The 18,849-nt window shown below is 67.5% G+C and carries 23 protein-coding genes; 19 read left to right on the top strand and 4 right to left on the bottom strand.

The annotated features are described in order from the left end of the window. The first annotated feature begins 30 nt into the window (after window positions 1-30). Entirely contained in the window at window positions 31-858 is an 828-nt protein-coding gene (locus Q0A34_RS00825) for a hypothetical protein (RefSeq protein WP_291477516.1), read from the top strand. Window positions 859-985: 127 nt separating this feature from the next. Here Q0A34_RS00825 and Q0A34_RS00820 read toward each other — a convergent pair whose 3' ends face one another. From Q0A34_RS00820 to purF, 3 genes are read right to left on the bottom strand one after another with little or no spacing between them, the layout of a single operon-like run. Then, on the bottom strand, window positions 986-2,143 hold the full coding sequence (locus Q0A34_RS00820; RefSeq protein WP_291477514.1) for an ABC transporter substrate-binding protein: 1,158 nt from the start codon (window positions 2,141-2,143) through the stop codon (window positions 986-988). 31 nt (window positions 2,144-2,174) lie between these two features. Then, window positions 2,175-2,828 carry a nucleosidase gene (locus tag Q0A34_RS00815; RefSeq protein ID WP_291477513.1) on the bottom strand — a complete coding sequence of 218 codons (654 nt, stop codon included), beginning with the start codon at window positions 2,826-2,828 and terminating at the stop codon, window positions 2,175-2,177. 17 nt (window positions 2,829-2,845) lie between these two features. Continuing rightward, window positions 2,846-4,339 (bottom strand): amidophosphoribosyltransferase, encoded by a 1,494-nt coding sequence (gene purF / locus Q0A34_RS00810; protein WP_291477511.1) that lies wholly within the window; start codon window positions 4,337-4,339, stop codon window positions 2,846-2,848. Window positions 4,340-4,729: 390 nt separating this feature from the next. On the opposite strand from purF, the gene rpsH reads away from it, so the two are divergent. The 18 genes from rpsH to mgtE all read left to right on the top strand — a co-directional run bounded on the left by rpsH (window position 4,730) and on the right by mgtE (window position 17,818). Continuing rightward, a complete protein-coding gene (rpsH, locus tag Q0A34_RS00805; protein WP_244803616.1) occupies window positions 4,730-5,128 on the top strand; it encodes a 30S ribosomal protein S8 in 399 nt (132 codons plus the stop codon). 15 nt (window positions 5,129-5,143) lie between these two features. Next, window positions 5,144-5,680 carry a 50S ribosomal protein L6 gene (gene rplF / locus Q0A34_RS00800; RefSeq protein WP_291477507.1) on the top strand — a complete coding sequence of 179 codons (537 nt, stop codon included), beginning with the start codon at window positions 5,144-5,146 and terminating at the stop codon, window positions 5,678-5,680. A gap of 2 nt (window positions 5,681-5,682) precedes the next feature. Continuing rightward, on the top strand, window positions 5,683-6,087 hold the full coding sequence (rplR, locus tag Q0A34_RS00795; protein WP_291477505.1) for a 50S ribosomal protein L18: 405 nt from the start codon (window positions 5,683-5,685) through the stop codon (window positions 6,085-6,087). Window positions 6,088-6,127: 40 nt separating this feature from the next. Then, window positions 6,128-6,775, top strand: coding sequence for a 30S ribosomal protein S5 (gene rpsE, locus Q0A34_RS00790; RefSeq protein WP_244803619.1), 648 nt, complete (start codon window positions 6,128-6,130; stop codon window positions 6,773-6,775). Window positions 6,776-6,780: 5 nt separating this feature from the next. Then, a complete protein-coding gene (rpmD, locus tag Q0A34_RS00785) occupies window positions 6,781-6,966 on the top strand; it encodes a 50S ribosomal protein L30 (RefSeq protein WP_038551242.1) in 186 nt (61 codons plus the stop codon). A 2-nt stretch (window positions 6,967-6,968) separates the two neighbouring features. Next, on the top strand, window positions 6,969-7,418 hold the full coding sequence (rplO, locus tag Q0A34_RS00780) for a 50S ribosomal protein L15 (protein WP_291477503.1): 450 nt from the start codon (window positions 6,969-6,971) through the stop codon (window positions 7,416-7,418). 415 nt (window positions 7,419-7,833) lie between these two features. After that, complete coding sequence (secY, locus tag Q0A34_RS00775; RefSeq protein WP_291477501.1) at window positions 7,834-9,165, top strand: preprotein translocase subunit SecY; 1,332 nt, start codon at window positions 7,834-7,836, stop codon at window positions 9,163-9,165. Continuing rightward, entirely contained in the window at window positions 9,162-9,707 is a 546-nt protein-coding gene (locus Q0A34_RS00770; protein ID WP_291477500.1) for an adenylate kinase, read from the top strand. Before secY ends, Q0A34_RS00770 begins: the two co-directional genes overlap by 4 nt. A gap of 52 nt (window positions 9,708-9,759) precedes the next feature. Beyond that, complete coding sequence (map, locus tag Q0A34_RS00765; RefSeq protein ID WP_291477498.1) at window positions 9,760-10,563, top strand: type I methionyl aminopeptidase; 804 nt, start codon at window positions 9,760-9,762, stop codon at window positions 10,561-10,563. A 201-nt stretch (window positions 10,564-10,764) separates the two neighbouring features. After that, window positions 10,765-10,983: a translation initiation factor IF-1 gene (gene infA / locus Q0A34_RS00760; RefSeq protein WP_291477496.1), complete on the top strand. Its 219-nt coding sequence runs from the start codon at window positions 10,765-10,767 to the stop codon at window positions 10,981-10,983. A 223-nt stretch (window positions 10,984-11,206) separates the two neighbouring features. Further along, the gene (gene rpsM, locus Q0A34_RS00755; RefSeq protein ID WP_038546445.1) at window positions 11,207-11,575 is read left to right on the top strand and encodes a 30S ribosomal protein S13; all 369 of its coding nucleotides are present in this window, start codon (window positions 11,207-11,209) and stop codon (window positions 11,573-11,575) included. Between the two features lie 3 nt (window positions 11,576-11,578). Continuing rightward, entirely contained in the window at window positions 11,579-11,983 is a 405-nt protein-coding gene (gene rpsK, locus Q0A34_RS00750; protein ID WP_038546448.1) for a 30S ribosomal protein S11, read from the top strand. A gap of 21 nt (window positions 11,984-12,004) precedes the next feature. Next, the gene (rpsD, locus tag Q0A34_RS00745; RefSeq protein ID WP_038546451.1) at window positions 12,005-12,610 is read left to right on the top strand and encodes a 30S ribosomal protein S4; all 606 of its coding nucleotides are present in this window, start codon (window positions 12,005-12,007) and stop codon (window positions 12,608-12,610) included. Between the two features lie 118 nt (window positions 12,611-12,728). Then, complete coding sequence (locus Q0A34_RS00740; protein WP_244803626.1) at window positions 12,729-13,742, top strand: DNA-directed RNA polymerase subunit alpha; 1,014 nt, start codon at window positions 12,729-12,731, stop codon at window positions 13,740-13,742. 106 nt (window positions 13,743-13,848) lie between these two features. After that, window positions 13,849-14,361, top strand: coding sequence for a 50S ribosomal protein L17 (gene rplQ, locus Q0A34_RS00735; RefSeq protein WP_291477489.1), 513 nt, complete (start codon window positions 13,849-13,851; stop codon window positions 14,359-14,361). 128 nt (window positions 14,362-14,489) lie between these two features. Then, complete coding sequence (locus Q0A34_RS00730; protein WP_291477486.1) at window positions 14,490-15,383, top strand: DUF998 domain-containing protein; 894 nt, start codon at window positions 14,490-14,492, stop codon at window positions 15,381-15,383. Beyond that, on the top strand, window positions 15,380-16,240 hold the full coding sequence (gene truA / locus Q0A34_RS00725) for a tRNA pseudouridine(38-40) synthase TruA (protein WP_291477479.1): 861 nt from the start codon (window positions 15,380-15,382) through the stop codon (window positions 16,238-16,240). The genes Q0A34_RS00730 and truA overlap by 4 nt, the downstream gene beginning before the upstream one ends. A gap of 219 nt (window positions 16,241-16,459) precedes the next feature. Beyond that, on the top strand, window positions 16,460-17,818 hold the full coding sequence (mgtE, locus tag Q0A34_RS00720) for a magnesium transporter (RefSeq protein WP_291477477.1): 1,359 nt from the start codon (window positions 16,460-16,462) through the stop codon (window positions 17,816-17,818). Here the strand turns inward: mgtE and Q0A34_RS00715 are convergent. Beyond that, window positions 17,787-18,800 (bottom strand): arsenic resistance protein, encoded by a 1,014-nt coding sequence (locus tag Q0A34_RS00715; RefSeq protein ID WP_291477476.1) that lies wholly within the window; start codon window positions 18,798-18,800, stop codon window positions 17,787-17,789. The two genes, mgtE and Q0A34_RS00715, sit on opposite strands and share 32 nt — an antisense overlap. Window positions 18,801-18,849 lie beyond the last annotated feature (49 nt).

The raw sequence follows: 18,849 nt of genomic DNA, 5'->3' as shown, positions 1-18,849 counted from the left end.
CGTGCCGTCACACAGGGGGAACTCATCAGGGTGGCCCACGGGTTCTACGTCTCCGAGGACAACCCGAAGATCATCCTCATGGCCTTCGCCAGGGCGTACCCGGGAATCATCTTCACCGGTCGTACCGCAGCCTTCCTGTACGGTGCACTTCCGATGGAGTGGCCCGCGACGGCGGAGCACCCCACGTCCAGGACCGCGGCGACCCGCCTGGTGCTCCGGCGACGGACACCGAAACCTTCCCGGCAGGTGGAGTGGCTCCAGGTCTCCGTCCCCGCGAAGGTGGCGGTCGACCTCAGCGCCTCCGACGAGGGAACAGCCGTGCGGGTCCTGGAGATGGGCTACTCCGGATTCAAGGGGACGCGCCGGCTGGACGAGGACCGGGCCGGTCTCACCCGTGGTGAGCGGGCACGTCTCGCACAGTTCCTGCCCCGGGCTGTCCTCGGCACGGCGAGTGACCTGGAGACGACCGCGGTGAAGGTCATCAGGCGTGCGCTGGCGGAGGAAGTGGCTTCAGGCGCGGTCACCGTGGAGACGAACAAGCTGTTCAGAGGGTACTGGTTCGACGTGATGATCAGGGAGGCGCGTCTGCTGGTCGAGATCGACAGCTATGCGTTCCACGGTGAGGGGAAGGCGCGGAGGTCGTCTTTCGTCAGGGACCGGCACAAAGGCAACCAGGTCACCAGGTGGAACTGGTTGCTCTTGCGCTATGCGGACCACACTGTGAAGACCGTGCCGGGGTACGTGGGAGCCGAGGTGGCCGACACAGTGAGATTCGTGCTCGCCCATGACCGGCGCCGGCGGGAAGAGGAGGCACTCGACACCGACCGCCCGGTGCAGGACTGGTACCCGGACGTGTGAGTCAGGTGCCGACATCGGTCAGCCCTGACGCTCGGCGACGACTGCTTTCGACAGCTGGGTCGCACGGAGAACTGTCGGTCCTGCGCGGGCGCTCACCGGTGCAAGGGATTGACCGTCGCCAGGGAGCTCAGCCGCCGTACAGCGCGGCCGCGGCAGTGAGCAGCATCTCGCCGGACTGTGGCCCGAAGCTCAACGACTGACTGTCCGGAATGGCCAGGACCCGTTCGTTCTCGCCGGCGGTGGTCTGCGCGATCCCCGGCCTGGACAGCAGTCCGTCCAGCCCGCCGGCGGAGTCCAGGCCGTCCGCCATCATCACCAGTACATCGGGGTCGAGGTCCGCCAGCGACTCCGCGTTGGCGGGGGAGGCCTGCCCGATGCCCTCCTCCTTCGCGGCGTCGACGCCGCCGAGTGACTCGATGAGGTCGTCGGTGCCGTCGTCGGGGCCGAGGATGTAGAACACGCCGCCGTCGCCGCGGGCGTAGAGGAACGCCATGCGTAGCGGGCGGCCGGGGACGGCCCGGTCGGTGGCCTCACGGATGGCTGACGTGGCCTGGGCGATCTCCGAGTCGGCACGTTCGCCGAGGAGCTCACCGTTGCGCGGGAGGCCGACGATTCCCGCGACGGTGGCGATGTCGTTGCCCACGGAGTCCAGCGTGTGTCCGGGGCTGACCCTGACCACAGGTACCCCGGCGTCGCGGATCTGGTCGAGGGCCTCGGCCGGCCCGATGTTGTCGTCGACGAGGATCAGCGACGGGTTCAGGTTCAGCACGGCTTCGGCGTTGACGGAATGGCCGCCCCGGGTGACCACCGGGAGATCCCGCAGGGCGGGCTCGGTGGACGACACGGTGCGTCCGACGATGTTGTCCCGGAGCCCGAGTCCGGCGAGGGTCCGCGAGAGCGTGCCGTAGATGTCCAGGGGGATGATGCGCGAGATGTCGCCGACGGTGACGTCGTGCCCGTCGGCGTCCGTCAGTTCGACGGGGAGGTCGGCGTCCGCGGGGGACGTCACCCCGTCCCCGCTCACGGGGGTCACGTCGCCGACGGTCGCGGCGTGGGAGACCCCCTGCCTGTCACGGGCGTCCGGGAGGCCGTCCCCGACCAGGGAGTTGAACGTCCCGAGCGCCGTCCCGAAGGAGGTCTCCTGTGCCTGGGCGGTGCTTCCGGCACCGTTCTCCGCACCGATGCCGCAGGCGGTCAGTGAGCCCGCCACCAGTGCCGCGGCGGTGACGAGTGCGCTGATCGTGGCGCCGACGCGGCGCGGGGAGGTCGGTCGACGTGAGGGCATGGTCAGAAGTTAGCACATGCTTACCCGACGGTCAGGGGGCCGGGTGTGGCGGGCCTCCGAGCGCCTGGCGGGAGTGGTCCGCGAGCTGACGGGCCAGGGCGGGCAGCTCCCGGTGCCACGATGCCCCGGCCGTGTCGTCGGCCGAGTCGCTGACGATCTTCGCCAACTGCACCGGCACGCCGAACCACTGCGCGACGGCCGCCACGGCGTAACCCTCCATGTCCACCAGGTGGGCGTCCTGCGCCAGCCGGTCACGTGTGGCGGCGTCGTCGACGAAGACGTCGCCGGTGGCCAGGGTGAGGCCCGGGGAGGAGTCTGCGCCGGACGTCGCCAGGTCGATCGGCGGGTACTCGTCGCGGCCGGTCAGGGCGGCCACGCCGGCGTGGGAGAAGTCGTGCAGGATCACCCGGTCGACCCGGTGGACACCGGTGAGTCCCGGGCGCAGCGCACCGGCGGTGCCGATGTTGATGACCGCGCTGGGCAGCCCACCGGCCCGGAGGTACCGGTGCAGGCAGTCGGTCACCGCGAGTGTGGCGTTGAGACGTCCGATGCCGGTGATGAGGACCGGGGCGTCCTCGTCCATGTCGGCGGCCTCGGCCGCGACGGCGACGACGACCAGCGGCTGTCCGAGGGCCACCCGGCCCCGGAAAGTTCCCTGGAACCGTTCCTGGAAGAGTTCGAGCATGGTCCCCAATCTACCGCTCAGGACACCTGGTTGTCGCGGACCCACTCCAGGTACTCGTCGGTGACGGTGCCGGTGACGTACCGGCCGTCGAAGCAGCTCATGTCGAGGCCGTCGAGCCGGGTGTCCGTCTGCCCGTCAAGGATCGCACCCTCGAGGTCCTCGACCTTCTGGTAGACGAGGTGGTCGGCGCCGAGCACCTTGCAGACCTCCGGCACCGACCGTCCGGCGGCGACGAGCTCGTCCCTGTCGGGGATGTTGATGCCGTAGACGTGCGGGTGCCGGATCGGGGGAGCGGCGGAGGCGAAGCTGACCTTCCGGGCACCGGCGGCGCGGGCCATGGCGATGATCTCGTAGCTGGTGGTGCCGCGCACGATCGAGTCGTCGATGAGCAGCACGTGCTTGCCGGCGAACTCCGAGGACATGGCGTTCAGCTTCTGCCGCACGCTCTTCTTGCGCACCGCCTGCCCGGGCATGATGAAGGTACGTCCCACGTAGCGGTTCTTGAAGAAGCCCTCGCGGTAGGGGAGGTCCAGGACCCGGGCGACCTCCATGGCCGCCGGACGTGCGGAGTCGGGGATCGGCATGACCACGTCCACGTCCTCGGTGGGCACGTGTTCGGCGATGGTCGTCGCCAGCCGGGCCCCCATGCGCAGGCGGGAGTCGTAGACGCTGATGCCGTTCATCACGGAGTCGGGCCGGGCCAGGTAGACGTACTCGAAGGAGCAGGGCTCCAGGCGGGCGTCGGCGACACACTGACGCGAGTGCAGGACACCGTCGGTGGTGATGAACACGGCCTCGCCCGGGGCGATCTCGCGCTCGATCTCGTAGTCGGCGTTCTCCAGCACCAGCGACTCGCTGGCGACGACCCACTCGTCGTGCCCGCCGACGGCGCGCGATCCGCCGGTGGCCGTCGGACGACGCCGGCCCAGGACCAGGGGACGGATCCCGTTCGGGTCGCGGAAGGCCAGCAGGCCGTGGTGGGCGATCAGCGAGATCACACCGTAGGCGCCCTCGATACGTCCCATGGTGGCGGTCACCGCGTCGAAGATGCCGTCGGCGTTGAGCTCGTCCGGGCCGGTGGTGGACTGCAGCTCGTGTGCCAGGACGTTGAGCAGCAGTTCGGTGTCGCTGGAGGTGTTGAGGTGCCGGCGGTCGCGGTGGCGCATCTCCGTGGTCAGTTCACGGGTGTTCGTCAGGTTCCCGTTGTGCACCAGGGTGATGCCGTAGGGGGAGTTGACGTAGAAGGGCTGTGACTCCTGCTCGTTGGTCGCCGCGCCGCGGGTCACGTACCGCACGTGGCCCAGGCCGGCGGTCCCGAGCAGTGACCGCATGTCGCGGGTGCGGAAGGACTCCCGCACCATGCCGCGGGCCCGGAAGAGGTGCAGGTGTCCCCCCTCCTCGGCGGTGGCCATGCCCGTCGAGTCCTGCCCGCGATGCTGCAGAAGCAGGAGAGCGTCGTAAATGTCCTGGTTGACCGGCTGGTTTCCCACCATGCCGACGATGCCGCACATTGCGCTGGGGTGTCCTCACTGTGTCCCGGAAGATGGATGCAGGTCTTGAGCCTACGCCCATAGTTGACCACAACAACGGTCGGGCGGGGGAGTCGGAGGCCCGCAGGGCCACGGTTTTGCCTTTATTTTCCCTGGTTGGTAACGTGAACGGGTCTCGCTGTGGGGTCAACCGCGTCCGTCACGGACAGCACCGCACCACCGCAGCATGTCGAGACTCCTGAACATGAACCACTTTGTCGCAGGCCCACCGCCTATTGCGGCCGCGCGGAACACAAGGCAGCGAGCAAACCGGACTACTGAGTCCGGGGAGCGTGGAGTTGCCGGACACAAATGCGCGGTGACGCCCGGGTGGACGGGGAACCGTGACGAGAAAGGCTAGAGGTCACTTCCATGACCATGACTGACCCCATCGCGGACATGCTGTCCCGCGTGAGGAACGCGTCCAACGCGTACCACGACAGCGTCTCGATGCCGTCCTCGAAGATCAAGGCGAACATCGCCGAGATCCTCAAGTCCGAGGGCTACATCGCCGACTACGCCGTCGAGGACGCCTCGACCGGTAAGAAGCTCACCCTGGAACTGAAGTACAGTGCGTCCCGCGAGCGCTCGATCGCAGGGCTGCGTCGCGTGTCCAAGCCGGGCCTGCGCGTGTACGCCAAGTCCACCAACCTCCCGAAGGTCCTCGGCGGCCTGGGCGTGGCGATCATCTCCACCTCCCACGGCCTGCTGACCGACCGTCAGGCGACCGAGAAGGGCGTGGGTGGGGAAGTCCTCGCCTACGTCTGGTAGAAGGAGGACGAAGCAATGTCACGAATCGGTAAGAACCCCGTGGTCCTTCCCTCCGGCGTCACCGTCACCATCGACGGCCAGAACGTCGAGGTCAAGGGCCCCAAGGGAACTCTTTCGCAGGTCATCCCGGCTCCGATCTCCGTTGCCCAGGAGGGTAACGAGCTCATCGTCAGCCGTCCGGACGACCACCGCAAGAACCGCTCCCTGCACGGTCTGTCCCGCTCTCTCGTCAACAACATGGTTGTCGGCGTGACCGAGGGATACACCACGAAGATGGAGATCTTCGGAGTCGGCTACCGCGTCCAGGCCAAGGGCAGCAACCTCGAGTTCGCCCTCGGCTACTCCCACCCGGTCCTCATCGAGGCTCCGGAGGGAATCACCTTCGCGGTCGACGGAAACACCAAGTTCTCCATCACCGGTATCGATAAGCAGCTGGTCGGACAGATCGCCGCCAATATCCGTCGTCTCCGTAAGGACGACCCCTACAAGGGCAAGGGTATCCGCTACGCGGGCGAGCAGATCCGTCGCAAGGTCGGAAAGACGGGTAAGTAGAGATGGCACAGAGCACTGCAAGCAACAAGCGCATCCCGGTGGGCAAGGACATCTCCACCCGCCGCCGCGTCGCACGCGCACGTCGTCACTACCGTCTGCGCAAGAACATCTCCGGTACCCCCGAGACCCCGCGTCTCGTGGTGCACCGCACCTCCCGGCACATGCACGTCCAGGTCATCGACGACACCAAGGGCCACACCCTGGCCGCTGCGTCGACGATCGAGCCCGACGTCCGTGCGCTGGACGGTGACAAGAAGGACCGTGGCGCCCGCGTCGGTCAGCTGATCGCCGAGCGCGCCAAGGCCGCCGGCATCGAGACCGTGGTCTTCGACCGTGGTGGCTACCAGTACCACGGCCGTGTCGCCGCACTGGCAGACGCCGCACGTGAAGGTGGTCTGAAGTTCTAATGCGCAACGACAACATTTTCACCGACGGAAGGACTGCGTGATGTCGGAACGTGATCGTAACGGCGGACGCACCGCCGACAACAACAAGGACAACCGGGACAACCGGGGCCGCGGCAACAACGGTGGTCGCGACGACCGCCGCGGTGGCCGTCGTGACCAGCAGGACGAGCGCTCGCAGTACCTCGAGCGCGTCGTGACCATCAACCGCGTCTCCAAGGTGGTCAAGGGTGGTCGTCGCTTCAGCTTCACCGCCCTCGTCATCGTCGGTGACGGCCAGGGCATGGTCGGCGTCGGCTACGGCAAGGCCAAGGAAGTCCCCGCCGCGATCCAGAAGGGTGCCGAGGAAGCCCGCAAGAACTTCTTCCGCGTCCCGATGATCGCCGGCACCATCACCCACGAGGTCCAGGGCGAAGCCGCCGCTGGTGTCGTGTGGATGAAGCCCGCTGCACCGGGTACCGGTGTCATCGCCGGCGGTGCCGCCCGCCCCGTGCTCGAGTGCGCCGGCGTCCAGGACGTCCTGTCGAAGTCCCTGGGCTCCGACAACGCCATCAACGTCGTCCACGCCACCGTGGACGCACTCAAGCAGCTGGTCCGCCCCGAAGAGGTCGCCGCACGTCGTGGCAAGACCCTCGAAGAGGTCACCCCGGCACCGATGCTGCGCGCCCGCGCCGCAGGACAGGGAGCGTGATTGAGATGGCACTGAAGATCACCCAGCTCAAGGGCACTGTCGGAACCATTCCTAAGCAGCGGAACTCGCTGCGCTCGCTTGGCCTGAAGCGTATCGGCCAGTCGGTCATCCGTGAGGACGGTCCCATCGTCCGCGGTCAGATCAACACCGTGCGCCACCTGGTCCAGGTCGAGGAAGTAGCAGGGGAGTAACAATGAGCGAACCCATCAAGCTGCACGACCTCCGGCCGTCCAAGGGTGCCAACACCGCCAAGACCCGCGTCGGTCGTGGTGAGGCATCCAAGGGCAAGACCGCCGGTCGTGGTACCAAGGGCACCCGCGCCCGCAAGCAGGTCTCTGCCGCCTTCGAGGGTGGCCAGATGCCGCTGCACATGCGGCTGCCGAAGCTCAAGGGCTTCAAGAACCCGGCGAAGGTCGTCTTCCAGGTCGTCAACGTCTCCGACCTGGCCAAGGCCTTCCCCAAGGGTGGCGACGTGACCGTCGCGGACATCGTGTCCGCCGGCCTGGTCCGCGCGAACCAGCCCGTGAAGGTCCTGGGCGACGGCGAGATCTCCGTGGCACTCAACGTGACCGCTGACAAGTTCTCCCGCTCCGCCAAGGAGAAGATCGAGGCCGTAGGCGGCACCGTCGCCGACGCCTCGTAAGCAGGATCCTCCGCAGGGCACGTCAGTGCCCGCCGTGGGGAGACCCCCGATTCCGCCGGACTTTCCGGTGGGGCCGGGGGTTTCTGCGTGTCCGGGCCCGTGTCCCGGGCGGGTACGGGGCAGGGGAGAAGGGGGTGCGTCCGGGCAGTCGGCGCGACTTTCACCCCGGGAGAGGACGGGCCTGTGGGGCCCGTTGTCGGCGACCGAACGGCGTAGTTGGTCACGGAAGTGTAACCTTCCAGGCGACCCCTGCTATCCTTGTGCAGTTGTCTGTCCCCCGCGGGCCGCGTCCACCTGACACCGGGCGCCACCGGCAGGGGATTCCTTGACCGAACACTTACCCCAAGTAGAAACCTTCGGCGGCCCGCCCCGGGAGTGGAACTCCCGACAGTGACTGCCGAGCCAGGAGGCAAACGTGACCGCCTTGCTCTCGGCGTTCCGGGATGCTGATCTGCGCAAGAAGATCTTCTTCACCCTTGCGATGATCATCCTCTACCGGATCGGAGCACAGATCCCGACCCCCGGTGTCGACTACGCGGAAGTCACCTCACAGGTCCGTTCCCTGACCGAGGACGGCGGGAACAGCATGTACACGCTGATCAACCTGTTCTCCGGTGGTGCACTACTTCAGCTGTCGGTCTTCGCGATCGGCATCATGCCGTACATCACCGCCTCGATCATCGTGCAGCTTCTGACCGTGGTGATCCCCCGCTTCGAGCAGTTGAAGAAGGAGGGGCAGTCCGGTCAGGCGAAGATGACCGAGTACACCAGGTACCTCACCGTCGCCCTGGCGCTGCTGCAGTCGGCGGGCATCGTCGCCCTTGCCGACCGGCAGCAGCTGCTGGGCACCAACGTCCGGGTCCTCCACGAGGACATCGGTGTGTTCGGTCTGGTCATGATGGTCACCATCATGACCGCCGGTGCCGTGCTGGTGATGTGGTTCGGTGAGCTGATCACCGACCGTGGCGTGGGCAACGGCATGTCGCTGCTGATCTTCGCCGGTATCGCAACGCAGCTGCCCGCCCAGGGCATGCAGATCCTGCGCAGCTCCGGCGGCTTCGTCTTCGCCGGCGTCGTCGTCGCGGTGCTGCTGCTGGTGATCGCGGTGATCTTCATCGAGCAGGGGCAGCGTCGTATCCCGGTGCAGTACGCCAAGCGCATGGTCGGACGTCGCCAGTACGGCGAGACGTCGACCTACCTCCCGCTGAAGGTCAACCAGGCGGGCGTGATCCCGGTGATCTTCGCGTCGTCGATCCTCACCGTGCCGATCCTGATCACCCAGATCATCCAGTCCGGCAACGCCGGGCAGGAGGACAACTGGTGGAACCGCAACGTGATGACCGTGCTCTCGGACCCGTCGAGCTGGCCCTACATCCTGATCTTCGCGTTGCTGATCATCTTCTTCTCGTACTTCTACGTGTCGATCCAGTACGACCCGAACGACCAGGCCGAGAACATGAAGAAGTACGGTGGGTTCATCCCGGGCATCCGTCCGGGCCGCCCGACCGCCGAGTACCTCTGGTACGTGATGACCCGGCTTCTGCTCGTCGGTTCGGTGTATCTCGCCGTTATCGCCGTCCTGCCGAATGTCGCGATTACGATGGGACTCGCCTCTGACGGCGCAGCCTCCAGTCTGGGCGCGTTCGGTGGTACCGCTATCCTGATTATGGTCTCGGTCGCTCTGACCACCGTCAAGCAGATCGAGTCCCAGCTCATGCAAGCCAACTACGAAGGATTCCTCAAATGAGACTCGTTCTCCTCGGCCCTCCCGGTGCAGGTAAGGGTACGCAGGCCGCCATCCTCGCCGACTCGCTGGGCGTGCCGCACATCTCCACGGGTGATCTCTTCCGCGAGAACATCTCCAAGGAGACCGACCTGGGCCGTCAGGCACAGGAGTACATGGACGCCGGCAAGCTCGTCCCGACCTCCGTCACCGCGGACATGGTCAGCAAGCGTCTCGACCAGCAGGACGCCGCCGACGGCTTCCTGCTCGACGGTTTCCCCCGCACGGTCGAGCAGGCCGAGATTCTCTCTGAGATCCTGGAGCGCAAGGGCACCTCGCTGAACAACGTCCTGAACTACCAGGTGTCCGAGGACGTCGTGGTGGAGCGGATGCTCGCCCGTGGCCGCAGCGACGACACGGAGGAGACCATCCGTACCCGTCTGCAGGTCTACCGGGACGAGACCGCCCCGCTGATCGACTACTACTCCGACATCATCATCAACGTCGACGCCGAGGGCACGGTGGAGGACATCTCGTCGTCCACGCTGGACGCCCTGGACCGCTGACCCAGCTGCAACTACGGCGACACGACGGCGACACGACACAGACAGGCAGTTGATGGGATTCCGCAGGAAGAGCAAGGTCATCAAGGGCAAGACCCCGGGTGAACTCGACGCCATGCAGGCGTCGGGGGAGATCGTCGGCCGCGCACTGCAGGCGGTTCGGGCGGCCGCGGCCGCAGGTGTCAGCACCCTCGACCTCGACGCCGTCGCGGAGGAGACCATCCGTGCGGCGGGGGCCGTGCCCACCTTCAAGGGCTACGGCGGGTTCCCGGGGAGCATCTGCTCGTCGGTCAACGACATGATCGTGCACGGGATCCCGGACGCCGCCACCGTCCTGAAGGACGGGGACCTCGTCTCCATCGACTGCGGCGCCACGCTCGACGGCTGGGTGGGTGACTCCGCCTGGACCTTCGCCGTGGGCGGCGACGACACGCTGGCGCCGGAGACCCTCAAACTGAACCAGGCCACCGAGTGGGTCCTCCACGAGGGTCTGAAGGCCATGGTCCCCGGCAACCGTCTGACGGACGTCTCCTGGGCTCTCGAGGAGGCCACGGAGCGCGCCGAGGAGAGGTTCGGTGTCTCACTCCACATCGTCGACGGCTACGGCGGTCACGGTATCGGGCACGAGATGCACGAGGAACCGTACCTCGCCAACGAGGGTGCGCCCGGCAAGGGACCGCACATCGAGGTGGGCAGCACGCTGGCCATCGAGCCGATGCTCGCCCTCGGTACGACCGACTCCTACGTGCTCGACGACGACTGGGGTGTGAAGACCCTGGACGGTTCCCCCGCCTCGCACTGGGAGCACACGGTGGCCGCCACGGAGGACGGTCCCCGGATCCTCACCCCCAGGTACTGAGCCCCGCCTGCCGGCACCGCCGGTCCCGTCGGCCCTGGGCATGACGAATGCGTCCGCATTTGTCATGCCCAGGGCCGATGCCGTATCGTGAGTCGTTGGTGTGGACACGTGGGCACTGCGAGACCGCAGAACGCCCGTCCCATCAACGCAGACCAGACCTAATGGTCCGTCCCCAGTGGCGGGCCGGGAAAAGTGGAGGATATGGCTAAAGAAGGCGCCATCGAGGTTGAGGGCAAGATCGTCGAGCCCCTGCCGAACGCGATGTTCCGCGTTGAGCTGGACAACGGGCACAAGGTGCTCGCACACATTTCCGGCAAGATGCGTCAGCACTATATCCGTATCCTCCCCGAGGACCGGGTCGTCGTGGAGCTCTCGCCCTACGACCTGACCCGTGGCCGGATCGTCTACCGCTACAAGTAGGCCGTCCGACCGTTCGCACTGGTCGCACAGTCATTCAGCCTCCACACATCCAGCCGGTGGCCCGCCGTCCCCTTCACAGGGGCGTGACGGGTACCGGACAACCACCTTCGGCCGCGGCGGCTGAAGCCCGCCGTCCCCCGTGCCACCTCCGGGTGGGGCAGGGGACGGAAAACCGGGACGTGTGTGGAGAAAACCGCCGCTGTAATCCGGAAGGAACTGCCATATGGCACGCCTTGCTGGTGTCGACCTCCCGCGCGACAAGCGCATGGAGGTTGCACTCACCTACATCTACGGTATCGGCCCCGCCCGTGCCGCCGAGCTGCTGGAGAAGACCGGCATCTCTCCCGACCTGCGGTCCAAGGACCTCACGGACGAGCACATCTCCACTCTGAGGGACGCGATCGAGAGCACCTGGAAGGTCGAGGGCGATCTTCGCCGCGAGGTCCAGGCTGACATCCGTCGCAAGATCGAGATCGGTTGCTACCAGGGCATCCGCCACCGTCGTGGCCTGCCTGTGCGCGGTCAGCGCACGAAGACCAACGCTCGTACGCGTAAGGGCCCGAAGAAGACGATCGCAGGAAAGAAGAAGTAGTCTATGCCTCCCAAAGCTCGCTCCGGCGCGCGCCGTACCGGCCGTCGCGTCGTCAAGAAGAACGTGGCGCACGGCGCCGCGTACATCAAGTCCACCTTCAACAACACCATCGTGTCCATCACGGACCCGAAGGGTGCTGTCATCTCCTGGGCCTCCTCGGGACACGTCGGCTTCAAGGGCTCCCGTAAGTCCACGCCGTTCGCCGCCCAGATGGCCGCTGAGTCCGCCGCCCGCAAGGCGATGGAGCACGGCATGAAGAAGGTCGACGTTTTCGTCAAGGGCCCGGGCTCCGGCCGCGAGACCGCCATCCGTTCCCTGTCCACCGCCGGCCTCGAGGTCGGCACGATCTCCGACGTGACCCCGCAGCCGCACAACGGCTGCCGTCCGCCGAAGCGTCGTCGCGTCTAGAAGAAAGGATAGGGATACCACATGGCTCGCTATACCGGATCCGCCACCCGTAAGTCCCGTCGTCTCCGCGTCGACCTCGTCGGCGGGGACCGCTCCTTCGAGCGCCGCCCGTACCCCCCGGGACAGGCCGGCCGCACCCGCATCAAGGAGTCGGAGTACCTGACCCAGCTGCAGGAGAAGCAGAAGGCCCGCTTCACCTACGGTGTCATGGAGAAGCAGTTCCGCCGCTACTACGCGGAGGCCAACCGTCGTCCCGGCAAGACCGGTGACAACCTGGTCATCCTCCTGGAGTCCCGGCTGGACAACGTCGTCTACCGTGCAGGCCTGGCCCGCACCCGTCGGCAGGCACGTCAGCTCGTCTCCCACGGTCACTTCACCGTGAACGGCAAGAACATCAACGTGCCGTCCTTCCAGGTCTCCCAGTACGACATCATCGACGTCCGGGACCGTTCCCGCTCGATGCTGTGGTTCGAAGAGGCCCAGGAGCTCCTGGTCGACGCCGTCGTCCCGGCCTGGCTCCAGGTTGTGCCGTCCTCCCTGCGCATCCTCGTGCACCAGCTGCCCGAGCGCGCCCAGATCGACGTGCCGCTGCAGGAGCAGCTCATCGTCGAGTTCTACTCCAAGTAGGACGTTCGGTCGCACCACCGCCGTCCACCGCCGCACCTGTGGCCGGTGGCGGTTCCCGTCAAGATCAGTTGTTCATCTCTACGGCGTCAAATAGCGGTCGCCACCAAGGAGAAGCAGAATGCTCATTTCACAGCGCCCGGCGTTGAGCGAAGAGTTCGTCAGCCCGTCCCGTTCCCGGTTCGTCATCGAGCCGCTGGAGCCCGGTTTCGGCTACACGCTCGGAAACTCGCTGCGCCGTACCCTGCTGTCGTCCATCCCGGGCGCAGCGGTCACCTCCATCCGGATCGAGGGTGTGCTCCACGAGTTCACCACCATCCCCGGCGTGAAGGAGGATGTCTCCGACATCATCCTGAACATCAAGTCCCTGGTCCTCTCCTCGGACTCCGATGAGCCGGTCACGATGTACATCCGCAAGGAAGGCGCCGGTGAGGTCACCGGGGCAGACGTCGTCGCCCCGACCGGTGTGGAGGTCCACAACCCGGACCTGCACATCGCGACCCTCAATGAGCAGGGCAAGATCGACATCGAGCTCGTCGTCGAGCGTGGCCGCGGGTACGTCCCGGCCGCCCCCACCACCGGTGAGATCGGCCGTATCCCGGTCGACCAGATCTACTCCCCGGTGCTGAAGGTCAGCTACAAGGTCGAGGCCACCCGTGTGGAACAGCGCACGGACTTCGACAAGCTGGTCATCGACGTCGAGACGAAGAACTCCATCACCGCCCGCGACGCCATGGCGTCCGCCGGCAAGACCCTGGTGGAGCTGTTCGGTCTGGCCCAGGAACTCAACCTGGCTGCTGAAGGTATCGAGATCGGCCCGTCCCCGATGGAGACCGAGCACATCGCCGCCTACAGCACCCCGATCGAGGACCTCGACTTCTCCGTGCGGTCCTACAACTGCCTGAAGCGTGAGGACATCCACACCGTCGGCGAGCTCGCCGGCCGGACCGAGTCCGACCTGCTGGACATCCGCAACTTCGGTCAGAAGTCCATCAACGAGGTCAAGGTCAAGCTCGCCGAGCTGGGCCTGGGTCTCAAGGACGCGCCCGAGGGCTTCGACATCAACGACATCGAGGGCTACGACCCGGAGTCCGGCGAATTCGTCGACACCGAGGGCGAGGACATCGCCGAGTAGTCCCTCTTCACGGGAACCGCCGTCGGCTGTGCCCGGTGGCCCACCGGTGGGAACACCGACATCGCGCTTGACACAGTCTGACTAGAGAAACACACGAGGAGAAGTTATGCCTACCCCGAAGAAGGGTGCCCGCCTCGGCGGATCTGCTTCCCACCAGAAGAAGATCCTCGCCAACCTGGCAGCTCAGCTGATTGAGCACGGCGCCATCAAGACCACGGACGCGAAGGCCAAGGTCCTGCGCCCGTACGTCGAGAAGATCATCACCAAGGCGAAGAAGGGTACTGTCGCCGACCGCCGCAACGTGCTGAAGCTCATCACGGACAAGGAGGTCGTGGCCTACCTGTTCAACGAGCTCGCGCCGAAGTTCGAGGGCCGTAACGGTGGTTACACCCGCATCATCAAGCTCGAGAACCGCAAGGGTGACAACGCTCCGATGAGCCAGATCTCCCTGGTCCTCGAGGAGCTCGCCTCCACCGAGGCGACCCGCGCGACCCGCGCCGCCGCATCCAAGGCAGCCGAGGAGGCTCCGGTCGTCGAGGCCGACGAGTCCACCGACGCCGCTGCCGCCGACGAGGCAGCCGAGGCCGAGGCCGCCGAGGAGTCCACCGAAGAGAAGTAGTTCTCTCACGGTAGGCCCTTCCCGGCCCGTCACCGTCGACGCCCGTCCCCGCTGTCACCGCAGGGGGGACGGGCGTCGACGTGTCTGGTGGCACGTCCGCGGCGGTCATCTTGGTAGAGTCATGGCTTGTGTTGACCTACCGACTTGCCGGCGTGCTGCTGTTCCTCAGCGGTCTTGTCACAGGTTTCGGGCACATCGTCGCACTGTGGAGCTGGCGGGGACTGTACTCGTTCACCGACAACCGCATCAGCGACTTCACGGTGACCGAGTGCCAGGTCCTGCGGGACAACCTGGGGACCAGGTACGTCTGCAACCCCGCCTACATGCTGACGAACGCGGCCTACGTCACCGCGGCGTTCATCATCGTCGTCGCCGCCGGGGTGATGTGGCTGGCCGCCGGGCGGGAGGGGCACCGGTCCGTGCGGATCCCTGCGGCGCTCGCCGCGGCCGCGGGGGCGGCGGCGATGCTGGCGGGGTTGTTCCCCTACGACGTGTCCCCGGCGATCCACGACCTCTCGATGCTGGTCCACGCGATCCTGATGTGGTCCTTCATGGCGTTCCTCACCGGGGTGGGGTCGGCGCGGAGTGCCGGGGGACGTGGCCCCCACCCGTTGATCTACGGTGCCTACCTGCTCATCACCCGCTTCATGCTCACCGCCTCGGTGGTGGGGTTGCTCGCCCTGCTGCTGCTCGGGCCGCGCGGACTGCCGGGGGCGTACGAGCGGATCGCCTTCGACACGTTGACGGTGTGGCTGATGGTGATCGGCGTGTGCATGTACTCTCTCGGCGGGGCCGCCGACCAGGAGAGCCGCAGGGTCGCGGACATGGAGGCCGCCGGGCTGACCGGCGTGCCGGCGCCGGCTGAACCGGAGGGTACCGGCGCCACCGGCGCGACCGGCACAGCTCCGCGCCGGTACCCGGGATTCACCGGGGCGTGGACACAGGGGTGGGGCCGTCGGCGTCACCCGGACGAGAACACCGAGAACCGGGGCAGCCCGGGGAGCAGGGGGTACAGGAGATGACGGAGGGCACCGGGACGGTACGCGTCCGGCTGGACGTGGCCTACGACGGGACCGACTTCCACGGCTGGGCGCGGCAGAAGGGCCCGCAGGCGGGGCTCCGCACCGTCGCCGGTGTGCTGGAGGACGCCCTGTCGCTGGTCGTCCGTGAGCAGGTGGAGCTCGTGGTCGCCGGGAGGACGGACGCCGGTGTCCACGCCAACGGCCAGGTGGCCCACGTCGACCTGCCTGGGTCAGCGTTCCTCCAGCGATCGCTGGACCGTCCGGAGGCGCTGGTCCGCCGGCTGTCCCGCATGCTGCCGGAGGACATCCGGCTGCACGGCGCGACGGCGGCACCGGCGGGGTTCGACGCCCGGTTCTCGGCGTTGTCGCGACGGTACGTCTACCGGGTGACGACCGCTCAGGCCGGGCCACTGCCGCTGCGGGTGCGTGACACCGCCGTGTGGCGGCACGACGTCGACCTCGACGCGGTCCAGGAGGCGTCGGACGTCCTGGTCGGCCTGCACGACTTCGCCGCCTTCTGCCGGTACCGGCCGAACGCCACCACGGTGCGGGACCTGCAGGAGTTCACCTGGCGTGACGTGTCGACCACCACGGAGCCCCGCACCTACGAGGCGACGGTGGTGGCGGACGCCTTCTGCTGGTCGATGGTGCGCTCGCTGGTCGGTGCCGTTCTCACTGTGGGGGAGGGGCGTCGGGGCGCCGGGTTCACCGGTGGACTGCTGGAGGAGCGGTCGAGGAGTTCGGCGGTGCCGGTCGCCCCGGCGTGCGGGTTGAACCTCGTCTCCGTGCAGTACCCGCCGGAGGAGGAGATGGCGGCCCGGGCGGTGGTAACGCGGGACCGCCGGGCACCGCTTTGAGACTCTCCGGGATCTGTGGCACGGTGGTCGCGGTAGAGGACCGACCCGGAGCAGGGAAAGGCAGGTGAGGATTCGTGAACAGTGACAGTTCCCCTCACAGACATCGCAGCGCGCCTTCCCTGCGGTACGGTCAACCGGTCTGACCCGGTGCCGTGTGCACGCGTGGGCGCGTAACCCCGCCCCGACGTGACCGCACACGAGAACCCGGTAGGACCCCGTATGAACACCCGGCACATCAACCACGCCATCGATCTTTCCGACACCGTCGAGGAGCTCGTGGAGGTCAAGGACTTCCCCGGCATCGTCGAGACGGTCACCCCGTTGTCCGCCGAGCAGCTCACTGCGCTGCTGGAACGCCTGCCGACCGGGCAGCGGGCCATCGTGTACCGGCTGCTGCCGAAGGACAACGCCATCGACGTCTTCGAGCGCTTCTCCCCGGCGCTGCAGCGTGACCTGATCCAGGGTCTGCGCGACGGGGAGGTCGCCACCATCTTCAGCGACCTCGACCCGGACGACCGGGTGTGGCTGCTCGACGAACTGCCTGCGGCCCTGGCACCGCGGCTGCTCCACGGACTCTCCGCGAAGGACCGGCAGCTGACCTCGGAGGTGCTGGGCTACCCGAAGGGCTCGGTCGGGCGACGCATGACCCCGGAGTACGTCTCCACCCGGGTCGACGCCACTGTGGGGCAGGCGCTGCAGCGGGTGCACGCCCAGCTCGACGACGCCGAGACCGTGTACACCCTCCCCGTGCTGGACGGCAGTCGCCGGCTGGTCGGGGTGGTCAGCCTGCGTGACCTGCTGCGTCACGACGACGACCTGCTGATCTCGGAGATCATGCAGGACGTCAGCGCCATGACGGCCTACCAGACGGCGGAGGCGGCGGCCCGGCGCTGCGCCGAGCTCGGTTTCCTCGCGCTGCCGATCGTCGACCGGGAGGGCCGGCTCGTCGGTGTGCTCACCATCGACGACGCGGCGAGGATCCTCGAGCACGAGGAGACCGAGGACGCCGCCCGCCAGGGTGGTGTCGAACCGCTGCGCCGCCCCTACCTCGCCACACCGGTGCGCTCGCTGGTGGGCTCGCGCATCGTGTGGCTGCTGGTGCTGGCCATCGGTGCGACGCTCACCGTCCAGGTGCTGTCGGTGTTCGAGGCGACACTGGAACAGGTCACCGTGCTCGCCCTGTTCATGCCCCTGCTCATCGGCACCGGCGGCAACACCGGCAACCAGGCGGCCACCACCGTGACCCGCGCCCTGGCGCTGGGGGACGTCCGGCCGCGGGACGTGTGGAAGGTGCTCCTGCGGGAGCTGGGCGTGGGGGTGTCACTGGGTGCGTTGCTCGGGCTGCTGGGCGGTGGCGTCACGACGGTGGTCTACGACCCGTCGGTGGGGCTGATCATCGGGCTGACGCTCCTGGCGGTGTGCAGCATGGCCGCGGCGATCGGCGGCATCATGCCCATGGTCGCCCGCGCGGTCCGCGCGGATCCGGCCGTCTTCTCCAACCCCTTCATCAGCACCTTCGTCGACGCCGCGGGCCTGGTCGTCTACTTCATGATCGCCCGGGCCGTCCTGCACCTGTGACCACCTGTGGCCCGGGGCCGGTGGGGAGCAGCAGCGGCACCACCCGGACCAGGACCACCATGACCAGCAGCTCCACGAGCGTCTGGTTCACCACCACCAGCGGTGCCAGCGCATAGCCCCCAGGCAGGGCGAGGACCAGCGGCAGCACCACCAGCGAGTTACGGGTCACCCCGGTGAACACCACCGCGCGCTGCGCCGGGACACCGGTGCCCGCGACACGCCCCGCAACCCGTCCGGCGACCAGGCCCACCGCCGTCATCACCACGGCGAACAGCACGTAGACGGGGACGACCCGCACCAGGGACGACCACTGTCGGTTCACGTCGGCGATCTGTGAGGCGACGACCACCGCAAGGGTCAGCATCATCAGCGGGACCATCGTCCCGCCCACCACGGACCGGGCCAGCCCGCCGGCCCGGCCGGGGACCGCCTGTGTCAGTGCGGCGGAGCACAACGGCAGCAGGATCAGGACGACGAACGCCTCGATGAACGGGGCGACGTCGAAGTCGGCCACCACCTCGGAGCCGAGGAAGGCCCACAGGAAGACCGGCAGCAGCACCATCTGCACCAGCATCAGCAGCGGGGCCGCGGCCAGCAGCCGGTCGGCCGCGCCCCCGGCCAGGCCGGTGAACACGATGACGTAGTCGATGCACGGGGCGAGCAGCACGAACAACGCCCCGACCAGCAGCACCCGGTCTTCCGCCACGGGCCGGGTCACCAGCCACACCACCACGGGCACCGCCACGAAGTTCACCACTCCGACGGTGGCCAGGAACGACCCGTCCCGCAACGTCGAGAACGCGCCTCGCAGGGGTATGCCCAGGAAGGTGGCGTACAGCAGCAGCGCCAGCACCGGGTTCACCGCGGCCCCCAGCCCCTCGCCGGCACCGGGGAAGACCGTCCCTGCGAGCCCGCCCACCAGCAGCGCGACGAGGTAGAGCGCGACCTGGTGCCGCTCCATCCGATCCACGAAGGTTCCCATTGCAGTCAGGGTAGCCGACCGATCGTGGCGCTCCCGGATCTCCCTGTCG

This window comes from Corynebacterium sp. (genome assembly GCF_022712195.1).
GTDB lineage: Bacteria > Actinomycetota > Actinomycetes > Mycobacteriales > Mycobacteriaceae > Corynebacterium.
The sequence above is the reverse complement of the archived record's forward strand: the minus strand, read 5'-3'. Positions and strand labels throughout refer to the sequence as shown.